Source organism: Rhodococcus sp. NPDC003382, from assembly GCF_053589135.1.
Map to the genome: position 1 here is coordinate 16366 of NZ_JBSFRH010000013.1, position 12325 is coordinate 28690.

Genomic DNA, 12325 nt, shown 5'->3' on the forward strand with positions numbered 1-12325 from the left:
TACATGCGGCCGCCGATCCCACCCTCGGGAGCGATGCGGTCGATCGCGGCCAGATCTTCATCGGTCAGAGCCACGTCGGCGGCAACGATCGCCATGACCGCCTGGTCCGAATCCGAGCGCGCGGAGGCGGTCGAACTCCTGCGCCGTTCCTCCGACGCACTCGCCGCCGATCAGTCGACATAGGTTCGCCGAGCGGCGGTCGGGCCGACCACAGCGGTACGCGGCCGACGAGACTCGCGATCGGCCTGCACCGCCGTTAATCTGGGCCGATCATGACAGCGAAGACACCGTCGGCCGGGCCCGTTCGCATCAGCGTGCTGGGCTCGACCGAGGTCACGGTCTGCGACCGCATGGTGTCCCTCGGCGGTCCGGGGGCCCGTGCGGTTCTCGGTCGGCTCCTCGTCGCCTCTGGTCAGGTCGTCTCGACCGATCTTCTGATCGAGGACCTGTGGTCCGGCGGGCCGCCACCGAAGGCACTGGCCGCGCTCCAGGTGCACGTCTCGAACCTGCGGCGCCTGCTCGAACCCGCCCGCGCACCGAGAACACCGGCGACCGTCATTGTGAGCGCCCCACCCGGCTACGCGCTGCGGTTGCCCACCGAAGCGGTCGACGCGTGGCATTTCGACCGGCTCGTCACCGAGGGGCTCACCGCCGCCGACCGCGCGTCGCGGATCGAGATCCTGTCGCAGGCGCTGGACCGGTGGAAGGGCATCCCCTACCACGAACACCTCGACGCGGACTGGGCTCGGGTCGAGAGCGCACGTCTGATGCAGGTGTACGCCACGGCGCTCGAAGCGCGCGCCCACGCCTATCTCGACGAGGGCCGTGTCGAACTCGCGGCCGATCAGCTCGACCCTCACGTCGCCGAGCATCCGGAGCGCGAATTCGCGGTCCGGCTACTGGCGTCGGCGCAGTATCGCTGCGGTCGCCAAGCCGACGCACTGGCCACGCTGCGCCGCACCCGCGAATACCTGCTCGACGAGCTGGGAGTCGACCCCTCCCCCGAACTGCAGCAACTCGAACGCGACATCCTGCAGCAGCGGCCGTCGTTGTCACCCGAACGGGCGGACATCCCGCTGCGCGTCGAATCGTCTGTCCCCCAGCAACACCCGGATTCCGGCGACATCGTCGGCAGGGACGGCGAACTCGCCCAACTGTACGACGCGGCGCACCGATCGGAGACGAACGGGCTGCACCTGGTGTGGATCGCGGGCGACGCGGGCGAGGGAAAGAGCGCGCTCGCCCGCGCGTTCCTGCACCGGACCACGGCCGAGGGCCGGCTCGGTGCGTGGGGTGGATGCCCCGAGGTGGACGGTGCACCGCCCGCCTGGCCGTGGACCGAGATCCTGCGCGGACTCGGCGGACAGGAGCCGCCCGCATCACCGTTCGAGCTGAGCCGCGCGCTCGAGCACCTGCTGTCCCGGCCCGAGCAGACGACCGTCCTCGTCCTCGACGACGTCCACCGGGCCGACGAACCGACCCTGCAGGTGCTTCGGCACGTCGCCGCCTCGGCCCGGGACTCGGCGACCCTCGTCGTGGCCACGTTCCGTCCCAGCGAGGTCACCGACGATCTGCGCGCGACATGGGCTGCGACCGCCGGGATTCCGGGAGCCCGGATCACACTGCACGGAGTGGGCCGGGAGGAGGCCCGCACGATCGCTCGCCGGGCGGGGTCGGCCGACCTCGACGAGGACGTGCTGATCGAGCTCGTCGACCGCACGGGCGGCAACCCGCTCTTCCTCGAGGAGTACTGCCGCCTGATCGCCTCGGAAGGCGTCGGCACACTCGGGACACCGCCTGGCGTCGGTGCTGTGCGTGCCACGGTTCCCGACGGGGTGCGAAACGTCCTCGCGCGCCGCATCTCACGCCTCCCCGAGCGGACGGTCGTCGCGCTGCGACGCGGTGCCGTGCTCGGTCGCGACTTCGACCTGTCCGTCCTCGGCGCCGTCAGCGACATGGACGACGAGAGCGTGATCGACGCACTCGAACCGGCGGTGGTCACCGGAATTCTCGTCGAACCCGCGCCCGATCGTCTGCGGTTCAGCCACGATCTCGTGCGCGAAGCCCTCTACGACGCCCTGCCCGCCATGCGGCGCAGGCGGATTCACGCCGCAGCACTCGACATGCTCGCGCGGCGAGATCACTCCGACCCGACGGTCCTCGCACACCACGCGATCGCCGCGGCGACGCCCGCCACCGCGGAGCGGTGCGCGGAGTACGTGGTTGCGGGTGCCCGGGCCGCCGAGCGGCAGTCCTCGTTCAAGGACGCGTTCGCATTGTGGGCCGCGGCCCGGTCGTTGTCGGAGACCGCGAGCGAACCGAACAGCCGTCTCCTGCTGGAGATCCTGATCGGCCAGGTGGGATCGCAGGCCCGCACGGGCGACATCGGCGGGGCACGCGACACCCGGGTCCGCGCGGTGCGGGCGGCCCGCGCCCTCGGCGACCGCGATTCTCTCGTGCGCGCGCTCGTGTCGTGGACTGCGCCGGTGGTCTGGACGATCCGGGTCGACCCCGAGCCGGACACCGAGATTCTCGACGAGATCGACACCGCTCTCGCCGATCCTGCACTCCCGACCGCGACCCGCGCCCTGCTGCTGGTAGCGAAGGTGTTCGAACTCGAAGGCCTGGACGACGCAGGGAGCCTCGCGGCGGCCGTGGAGGCCCGCACCCTGGCCCAGGAATCCGGCGACCCGACGACGATGATGCGGGCGCTCAACGCCGTCGGTTACGTCGCGTTCGGTCCCGATCTGGTCGACGAGCGGCTCGGGAACTCCCGGCAACTGCTCGACGTCGCGCAGAAGGTGGGCGACGAGGGGTTCGTCTCGGTCGCCCACTTCCAGCGGTTCCTCGCCGCCACGGCCGTCACCGACTTCGATCAGGCATACGAGAGCGCTTCCGTCGCAACCACATACGCGGCCGGCCATCAGCTGGTACAGATGCTCGGGGTGCTCGCCGTGTTCGATGCGATGGTGGAGTTGATGGCCGGTCGCGTCGAGTCCGGACTGCGCCGATACGACGAGATCTCGGCGACGATGCACGCCCAGGGCATGGTTGTCGCGCAGTGGATCGGCACCATCGGCCGTATCGGTGTCGCCGTGGCACGCGGCGACCTGTCGCCACTGGTCGAAGAGCTCGAGCTGATCGAGGGGGTGCGTCCCCACTCGGTCCGGTTCCCACTGATCCTGGCGCTTCTGGACCGGGGCGACACCGACCGCGCCCGGCAGCTGTGGGAGGGAAGCCGGCCGTATCCGCGCGACTACTACTGGCTGGCGATGACCACGTTCCGTGCCCGGGTGGCCGCTCGTCTCGCCGACGCGGCGACCGCTCGAGAACTGCACGCCCAACTCCTCCCGTTCTCGGGCCGCATCGCCGGCCTCGACTCCGGTTCGTTCTACGCGGGCCCCGTCGACGTCGCGCTGGCCGAGACCGCCGAGGCCGTCGGAGACGGCGATGCGGCGGCCCGATGGCGGGCCGCCGCATCGGAACTGGTCACACGGCTAGCGGAGCGCCTGCACGATGCGAGGTCGCCGGCGCCGTCTCCACCGGCGGACGACCGTTCGCCCGCAGAATGAGAACCCCGATCGCGGCGAACGCCAGCCCCCGCGGCAACTCGATCACCAGTCCGCTCACGCCGGGCAGCTCGGGCAGCGGCAGGAGCAGAACCAGACCGCCGGCGGTCATAATCGCGCCGATCCAGCGGGGAACGGCGCCCGTGCGGAGCAGGCACACGCCGAACACGACCATGCTGAGCATGAACGTCAGCCCGCTCGCGGTCTGCAGCACGGTGAACGCCGTCGAGGGGAACAGGGAACCGTCCGCGGGGACGAGGTGGGCGGTCGCCGGGTTCGCCGCGAGTTCGTAGGAGGCGAATGCCTCGATCGTCAGGTGCGTGAGCGACACGAGCATCGACGAGCCGTAGAGCAGGACGAAGCCGATCAGCCCCGCGAGTCCGGCCTTCGCGGAGAACCACGCGTAGACACCCGGCAGGGCGATCAGCTGGACGACCGTACCGAACAGCAACAGCATCTGCGCCCACGGGCTGAACCCCGACGTCAGCGACTCGGCGGAATGCGCGTTGCCGTCGACGACCGGGTGCAGCAGGCCCCCGGTCAGGTTGAGCGCGAACGCGGCGATGGCGCCCGCGGCGCTGAGACGGTAGAGAAGTGAAGGTGTGATGGTCATTGCCCCACTGTGGATACCGGCACTTGGTCGCCACTTTCCGCGCCCGCACCGGGGGGTGATCGTCCCGACCAAGCGATCACCAAGTCGCAGCCAAGCACCGGCGGGCACGCTACCGACATGACATCTCTGACCAAGGCTCCGCGCCTCACCACGGATGAAGAACTGCTCGGTATGCGTCTCGCGCACCGCGTGATCGTCCACGACCTCGCCCGGCTCTCCCGTCTCGCCGACGAAATGGTCGCCGACCGGTCGCGTTTCGACCACGCCCGGTGCGCCGCGATCTCCGGCTACGTCTCCCTCTTCGCCGCGAGTCTCCACCATCACCACAACGTCGAGGACTTCTCGTTGTGGCCCCTGATCACCGAGTCGGCGGGCCCGCACGTCGATTTCACCGAGCTGACGGACGATCACGACGAGCTCGACCCGCTCCTCGACGATCTCGTCCGCTCGGCGGGGGCACTGCCGCAGAAGACCGCGGTCGCCGAATTCGCGCAGACCGTCCGCCGGCTCCGGGCGATGCTCGACGAACACATCGCCGACGAGGAACGCACCGTGTTTCCGCTGATCACCGGCTACGTGTCCGCCGAGGCATGGCAGACCTTCGAGAAGGGCGCGCAACGCGGCGCTCGCATGGACTTCGACCTCACCCGGGTCTTCGCGGTCATGACCCCCGAAGAAGCCGAGCGGGCCCGCAAGGAACTGCCGTTCTTCCTGCGCGCGCTGGTCTCCGTGCTCGCACGCAAGCAGCGTCGCCGCGAACGAGCGGTGTTCGGGGCCGCTGTGTGAGACAAGGGGCTGTGTGAGACAAGGGGCTGTGTGACACGCCGCCCGCTCCCCCGTGCGGACTCTCCGGGACTCGGGCATGATGTCGCCGTGCGTGTTCCCGATCGAATTCAACCCGCGCGGCGCGAGGCCGCTCGGGTGTTCGACACGGGAGGACACACATGGAATACAACGCAATGATCGAACTCGATGTGCTCGTCGATCTTCTGAGCGACGACGACTTCCTCGAGCCGATCGTTCCGCATCACGGTTGCGTGGGCCGCAGCGACAACGCTCTGGTCCACCTCACCGTCACGATCGACGCCGTGGACGCGATCCACGCGACGCAGTTCGTGCACGCCCTGATGCGCACCTCGTATCCGGACTACCGCGTCAACTACGTGGACGTGCTGCCCCCACGAGCGCCTTCGACGCGATCTTCGGATTCGGCGACTACTTCCGCTGACGGGCCCCCTGGTGCTTGCACCCGGCCTACAGTGCCGCACCCGGCCTACAGCCCGGCGAGCGATCTCCGGAGCAGATCCACGTACCGGTCGAGTGCGGCGTCGTCGAGCACGTCGGGGCTCGTCGTGACCGAGACCGCGACGGCGTCGCCGATGCCGTGCACGCCGTGGGTCAGTGCCATCACCGGTGACAGGCTCGGGTATCCGGTGGTGAACCGCACCGCGCCGCCGCCGAGCACGAGGTCGGCGGCGCCGCGGTTCACGCTCGACACCACGGTGTTCCCGGTGACGGTCGGCGGAACGACGGACAGGTCGGTGCGGTCGATCCCGAAACGCAGCAGCGGCGCGGGCACGTGATCCTCGGTCCGGGACCGCACCGCCATCGCCGGGTGCGCGGCGCGGCGGCGCCGCAACTCCAGTTCGGCGGCGATCGCCGCGGCCCGTTCGCCGCTGTCGCGGAGGTCCGGGCGAAGTGCGACCCCGACACTGCGGTACGCGTTCCGTTCGCTGCCCCTCGTCGGCACCGCCACCGGAACCTCCGCTCCGAGGGCGTCCACGTCCAGGAACGCGGCCAGGGCCGGACCGATCGCGGCCAGCGCCGCGACCGTGACGGTGCCGGCGCGCCGCAGGCCGGCGGCGTCGCACACGAGGGTCCGCACCGTGCGGCGGGGACCGGGCGCGGTGTTCACCGCGACGAGCGGGCAGCCCGGCGCCGGGGACGGCACGCCCGGTCCGGCCAGTTCCTGCTCGGCCCGGCTCGCCCTCACCCCGTCGGCGACCACCCCGACGATCTGTCCCGGCAGTTTCGCCGCCGCGCGCACGAGCATGGCCGGCGGCGCCGGGGCGCGGGGCGCCTCGGTGTGCGGCGGCGCGTCCTTCCCGAACAGGGCACGCGCCAACGCCGACGCGCGCACTCCGTCGGCGAACGCGTGCGAGATCTGCAGCACCGCGAGCAGCGCGGCCCCGTCTCCCCCGGGTGCGCCCGTGACGTCGGGGATCAGGTGCAGCCGCCACGGCGAGACCCGGATGTCGACCCGGCCCTCGACGAGCGTGCCGAGCAGGGCCGTCACCGCAGCCCAGTCACCGCCGGGATGGGTCCTGAACTGGTCGTCTCCGATCTCGCGGTTCGTCCAGTACGGGTAGTCGAGCAGGCCCGGAACGTCGACGGCCCGGGTGCGCAGGTCCCCGATCCTCGCGGCCCGCGCGGCGAGGTCGGCGAGCACCCGTTCTGGCGGCACGGACGGCGCGTCGAAGCAGTACACGAGGAACAGATCGCTGGGCAGACGATCGCCGAGCCAGTCGCGGCGCGCGTCGGTTGGATGCAGCTGCATGCCCGCAAGTGTGCCGGTCCGGGTAGAAATAGCCACATGACCTCTTCGACGAACTCCCAAGCCACGGCCTCCGACCCGACCGACCCGTACCTCTGGCTCGAGGACGTCACCGGCGAGCAGCAGCTGGACTGGGTGCGCACCCGGAACGCACTCACCGTCGACGAGTACACCCGCACCGACGAGTTCGAGACGTTGCAGTCCCGGATCCGGGAGGTGCTCGACACCGATGCGCGGATTCCCTACGCCCGGCGACGCGCGGAGTATCTCTACAACTATTGGCGGGACGCGGAGCACGTCCGGGGGCTGTGGCGCCGCACCACGATGGACCAGTACCTGCGCGACGACCCGGAGTGGGACGTGCTCGTCGATCTGGACGCGCTCGCCGAGCAGGAGGGCGAGAACTGGGTGTGGTCGAGCGCGCAGGTGCTGCGTCCCGACCACACGCGCGCGTTGATCGGATTGTCGCGCGGCGGCGCGGACGCCACCGTGATCCGCGAATTCGATCTGGTCACACGGCAGTTCGTGTCGGGTGCGGACAGTTTCGAACTGCCCGAGGCGAAGACGGACATCGGGTGGATCGACGCGGACTCCGTATACGTCGGTACCGATTTCGGTGACGGGTCACTCACCGATTCGGGATATCCGAGGATCGCGAAGCGGTGGCGGCGTGGCACCCCGGTCTCCGAGGCGGAGATCGTGTTCGAGGGCGAGAAGACCGACGTGGCGGTGGGCGCGTCGTACGACCGCACGCCCGGATACGAGCGGACCTTCGTCGAACGGGCCCTGGACTTCTACAACGCGCACCGGTTCGAGCTGACCGACGACGGCGAACTGGTGAAGCTCGAGGTGCCGGACGACGCCGGTGCCGGGGTCTACCGCGACCATCTGCTGGTGCGCACCCGGTCGCCGTGGCTGGGATACCCGGCCGGTGCACTGCTGGCCACGAACTATCCGGCGTTTCTGGCGGGATCACGCGAGTTCACGGTGCTGTTCACCCCGGACGAGCACACCTCGCTCGAGCAGTACGCGTGGACCCGCAACCACCTGCTGCTCGTGACGCTGCGCGACGTGCAGACCGAGGTGCGGGTGCTCACGCCGGGGCCGGACGGGTGGGAGGACCGCCCGCTCGAGGGCGTTCCGCCGGCGACGTCCACCTCGATCATCGACGTCGATCCCCTCGAGAGCGACGACTTCTTCCTCAACTCCAGCGGTTTCACCGTCCCCGCGACTCTGCTGTCCGGGACGGTCGGCGGTCCGCTGACGGCGATCAAGCAGGCACCCTCGTTCTTCGACGCCGAGAACATTTCCGTCACACAGCATTTCGCGACGTCCGACGACGGAACCCAGGTGCCGTACTTCGTGGTGGGCAGCAACACCGACACCCCGTCGCCGACCCTGCTGTACGGCTACGGTGGATTCGAGAACTCGCTGGTGCCCGCCTACGGAGGCGGTATCGGCCGGGCGTGGCTCGAACGCGGCTACACCTATGTGATCGCGAACATCCGCGGTGGCGGCGAGTACGGCCCCACCTGGCACACGCAGGCGCTGAAGGAGAACCGGCACAAGGTGTTCGAGGACTTCGCGGCGGTCGCGAAGGACCTCGTCGCGCGGGGCATCACCACCGCGGAGAAGCTCGGTATCCAGGGCGGCAGCAACGGCGGTCTGCTGATGGGCGTGATGCTCACCCGCTACCCGTCGCTGTTCGGGGCGATCGTGTGCCAGGTGCCCCTGCTGGACATGAAGCGGTACCACCTGCTGCTCGCGGGCGCGTCGTGGACGGCCGAGTACGGCGACCCCGACAACCCGGACGAGTGGGCGTTCCTGAAGGAGTACTCCCCCTATCAGAACGTCGATCCCGAGGCGACGTACCCGCCGATCCTGATCACCACCTCGACCCGCGACGACCGGGTGCATCCCGGCCACGCCCGGAAGATGGTCGCCCGCCTCGAGGAGCAGGGACATCAGGTGCGGTACTACGAGAACATCGAGGGCGGGCACGGCGGCGCGGCGGACAACGCGCAGGCCGCGTTCAAGTCGGCGCTGACGTTCACGTTCCTGGAGGACAAGCTCCGCTGACAACCGGGCGGGTCAGCGGTCGTGCAACCAGGCCGCGACCCGCTCGACGATCTCCGCGTTGTCCCGGATCCAGCCGTTGTGCCCCAGCGGACGGTCGAGGTGCCAGGTGGTGACCTCGGCCGCGGGGAGCTTCTCGAGCAGATGCCGGGCCGCGGCGACCGGGGTCATGTCGTCGTTCTCGATGGTGATCGACAGCACCGGCAGCTTCAGCCGCGCGAGGCGCTCCTCGTAGTCGATGTCGGCGCCGTAAGGCTCGAATCGTCCGCTGCGGGCCAGGCGCGCCCAGTCCGAGATGAGCACGCGGGACTGGCGTCCGAATCCCCCGATGTCGAGCCGGTCGCCGGGCCAGAATCCCGCGACGCTCGCGGTGATCGACATGGCCGCGGACCCGAGCAGCAGGCCGGGTCCGCGGGAGCCCGGGAAGTGCCGGTAGTAGGGGGTTCCGGAGGCGACGAGGATCAGTCCGCCGAGGCGGCCGCGGACCCGCGACGCGTAGAGCACCCCGAGTTGGCCGCCCATCGAATGTCCCAGCAGGTACGGGGTCGAATCGGGGAATCGTTCGCGGACGACCTCGAACATCGCGGGGAAGTCCACGGACACCAGCTCGTGGTAGCCGTAGACGCTGTCGGCGTCCGGGCGCGGCCGGCTGTCGCCCTGCCCGCGGAGCTCGCAGATCGCGACGTCGAAGCCGTGTCCGGTAAGCGCGTCGGCGAACGGTTCGTAGTAGCCGGCCGGGATTCCGAGCCCGGGGACGACGACCACCACGATCCTCGCGGCGTCCCGTCGCGTCTCGTGCTCGTGGTCCGGGCCCGGAAACAGGCGGACCGGCGCGGTGGTACCCCCCGGCAGCTGGATCGGTACGGTCTCCACCGGCTCAGAGTAGATCATCGGTGGCCGTCGAAGTCGGCGGTCCACACCCGTTGCAGCATGTGCCAGTCGGCAGGATGCGCGGCGATCGCGGCGGCGAACCGGTCGGCCAGCGCCTGCGTCGTGCCCTGCACACCGTCGACGGCCTCGATGGGCGGGCCCACCTGGAAACCCCAACCGTTCGGCGTGAACCAGCAGTTCACCGGCAGCAGCGGCGCACCGGTGTCGATCGCGAGCCGGGCGGGACCGGCCGGCATGCGGGCCGGTTCGCCGAAGAAGGTGACCGGCACACCCGTGCCGGTCATGTCGCGTTCGGCGAGCAGCCCGACCATCCGGCCCTCACGCAGCCGTGCCGCCAACTGCTCGAGCGGTGGCGTCTCGGTGCCGGTGAGCGGAATGATCTCGAATCCCAATCCCTCACGGAACCGTACGAAGCGCCGGAACAGCGAATCCGGCCGCAGTCGCTCGGCGACGACGACCGGCGAGCCCACCCGCTGCGTCACCCAGACGCCCGCCAGATCCCAGTTTCCGCTGTGCGGGAGGGCCAGCACCGCACCCTTGCCGCGCTCGACCGATTCGTGGATGTGTTCGAGTCCGGTGGCGGAGGTTTCGATGTCGTCGGCGAGCCGGACCGGATCCATCGACGGAAGCCGGAAGGCCTCGCACCAGTAGCGCGCGTACGAACGCAGGCTCGCGCGCACCAGCTCGTCGGGGATCTCCTCGGCCGGGATGGCGAGAACACGGGACAGGTTGCGCCGCAATTGATCCGGTCCGCCGTTGCGGGCTGCGCGATCGGCCGCGAGATAGAACAGGCGCAGCGCCCAGCGATCCGGCAGTGCGCGCACCAGCCGCCACGCGGCCGCGTAACCGAGGTCCCAGGTTCGATCCTTCGCGTTCACCGGCCATCACCACGCCTCATCACCCGAGTGTCCTCCCCTCGACCGCGAACACACCGGCATTGCGCCGAGTCGGGGGCACGATCCCCGGCTATTCCGGCGATCCCTCTGCGGGTCCGTGATCGCCCGGTTGCGGAGGACCGTGCTCGCCACCGGCCCGCGCCTCGAGGAACCCGGCGTTGTCGAGAGCCGCTTCGGTCAGTGTCCGGCCGAGTTCGATCATCTCGGCGGCCTTGTGGAAATCGAGGCTGCGGCATGCGCTGCGCGGTATTTCGACCAGCACATCCGGTGGGTACGCGGCGAGCTGATGCCGGGCCAGCACCGACTGCATGATGTCGATCGACCGGCTCATCACCGCGACGCGGCCGAGTTTCGGCGCGGCGACACCCCCGGACGCCACCGCGGCGGCTTCGAGCGCCGGGTCGACGGGCGGCTCGAACACCTCCTCGTCGGCAGCGGCATCGGAGTCGGCAGTGATATCGGAGTACGCGCCGTTACCGGAGTCGGCAGGGCCCGAATCCGTATGGGCCCGGGCCGAACCGAACCGGCCCACGACCGATCGCACGATGTCGCGTTCGAGCAGGAACCCGGCACTGCGGCGGAAGCGGCCGATCCATTCCTCGACCGGGCGCGGTTCGGCGCTGACGTTCACCGGGGACGCGAGGCCGCGTTCCTCACCGCTGAGACTGATCCCGATCGTCAGGTCCGACGCCAGCGCCACGGTCGGCGCGACCGGCAACGGCGCGAGCGTGCCCCCGTCGATGAGCACCCGGCCGTTGAGGACCGCCGGAGTGATGACGCCGGGAATCGCGATCGAGGCGCGGATGGCGACGTCGAGCGGACCTCGCTGGAACCACACCGGCCGTCCCGCAGCCAGATCGGTCGCGACCGCGGTGAACGGGAGCGGCAGGTCCTCGATCTGCACGTCGCCGAGGATCTCGCGGACCCGGGCGAGCACCTTCTCGGCGCGGATGGCGCCCGCTGACGTCACCGACACGTCCAGCAGCCGCACCACGTCGAGCTGGGTGAGGGTCAGCGCCCAGTCGGTGTACTCGTCGAGCTTGCCCGCCGCGTACAGTCCGCCGACCAGCGCACCCATCGACGATCCCGCGATACCGACGATCTCGAGGCCGCGGCCGGTCACAGCCTGGATCGCTCCGATGTGCGCGTATCCGCGCGCACCCCCACTGCCGAGTGCCAGAGCTACCCGTTTCGGTTCGGCCATGGCTTCGACGGTACCGCGCCCGTTCCCCGAGAAACCCCGACCCGCGAATTCAGGGTGCAGATGGGTGGCTCACCCGATGTGCCCGGTGCGGCTGTCGAGCCACGATGGGAACGGTTCGGGATCACAGCCCACATCCCGTTCGCACCAACACTTTCCTGTTCTGCACGCCTGTTCGCATCTCCGAAAGGAATCACCATGCGCACCATCGTTTCCGCCGCCGCCGTCACCGCAGCCACCGCAGCCGCCCTGCTCCTCGGGGGCCCCGCCGCGTCCGCCGCGTCGGCTCCGTACGTGGTCGGGATGAGCGAATCCGCAGCCCGCGCAACCCTCGACGCCGAAGGCGTGCCGTACACGGTGCTCAACCGCTCCGGGATCTCCTCGGATTCGTGCACGGTCACCGAGCAGCGCGACCGCGGCTACCGCACCGAGACCGACACCGTCTACGACCGCGACGACCACGAGTTCGACCGGATCGAGACCCAGGTCTGGCGGGGTCTCGGCCTCGTCGTGGTGTGCAACTGA

Annotated in this window: 9 protein-coding genes; 4 read left to right on the forward strand and 5 right to left on the reverse strand. The window is 70.0% G+C overall.

Going from position 1 to position 12325, the window contains the following annotated elements:
• Positions 1-272 precede the first annotated feature (272 nt).
• Complete coding sequence (locus ACWDUD_RS11345; RefSeq protein ID WP_248673044.1) at positions 273-3572, forward strand: BTAD domain-containing putative transcriptional regulator; 3300 nt, start codon at positions 273-275, stop codon at positions 3570-3572.
• Here ACWDUD_RS11345 and ACWDUD_RS11350 read toward each other — a convergent pair.
• Positions 3490-4182, reverse strand: a complete 693-nt coding sequence (locus ACWDUD_RS11350) for a hypothetical protein (protein WP_248673043.1) — start codon at positions 4180-4182, stop codon at positions 3490-3492. The two genes, ACWDUD_RS11345 and ACWDUD_RS11350, sit on opposite strands and share 83 nt — an antisense overlap.
• 117 nt (positions 4183-4299) lie before the next feature.
• Between ACWDUD_RS11350 and ACWDUD_RS11355 the strand changes: the two genes are divergently transcribed.
• Positions 4300-4968, forward strand: a complete 669-nt coding sequence (locus ACWDUD_RS11355) for a hemerythrin domain-containing protein (RefSeq protein WP_248673042.1) — start codon at positions 4300-4302, stop codon at positions 4966-4968.
• Positions 4969-5455: 487 nt separating this feature from the next.
• Here the strand turns inward: ACWDUD_RS11355 and ACWDUD_RS11360 are convergent, their stop codons facing one another.
• Positions 5456-6739 (reverse strand): wax ester/triacylglycerol synthase family O-acyltransferase, encoded by a 1284-nt coding sequence (locus ACWDUD_RS11360; RefSeq protein ID WP_248673041.1) that lies wholly within the window; start codon positions 6737-6739, stop codon positions 5456-5458.
• A gap of 36 nt (positions 6740-6775) precedes the next feature.
• Between ACWDUD_RS11360 and ACWDUD_RS11365 the strand changes: the two genes are divergently transcribed.
• Positions 6776-8815, forward strand: coding sequence for a prolyl oligopeptidase family serine peptidase (locus tag ACWDUD_RS11365; RefSeq protein WP_450109367.1), 2040 nt, complete (start codon positions 6776-6778; stop codon positions 8813-8815).
• A 12-nt stretch (positions 8816-8827) separates the two neighbouring features.
• Here ACWDUD_RS11365 and ACWDUD_RS11370 read toward each other — a convergent pair whose 3' ends face one another.
• The 3 genes from ACWDUD_RS11370 to ACWDUD_RS11380 form a co-directional block, all read right to left on the reverse strand.
• Complete coding sequence (locus ACWDUD_RS11370) at positions 8828-9685, reverse strand: alpha/beta hydrolase family protein (RefSeq protein ID WP_248673039.1); 858 nt, start codon at positions 9683-9685, stop codon at positions 8828-8830.
• Between the two features lie 14 nt (positions 9686-9699).
• Complete coding sequence (locus ACWDUD_RS11375) at positions 9700-10581, reverse strand: phosphatidylinositol mannoside acyltransferase (RefSeq protein ID WP_248673038.1); 882 nt, start codon at positions 10579-10581, stop codon at positions 9700-9702.
• A gap of 88 nt (positions 10582-10669) precedes the next feature.
• Positions 10670-11803, reverse strand: a complete 1134-nt coding sequence (locus ACWDUD_RS11380; RefSeq protein WP_450109368.1) for a patatin-like phospholipase family protein — start codon at positions 11801-11803, stop codon at positions 10670-10672.
• A gap of 195 nt (positions 11804-11998) precedes the next feature.
• Here ACWDUD_RS11380 and ACWDUD_RS11385 point away from each other — a divergent pair, with 195 nt between their 5' ends.
• Positions 11999-12325, forward strand: coding sequence for a hypothetical protein (locus ACWDUD_RS11385; protein WP_197255991.1), 327 nt, complete (start codon positions 11999-12001; stop codon positions 12323-12325).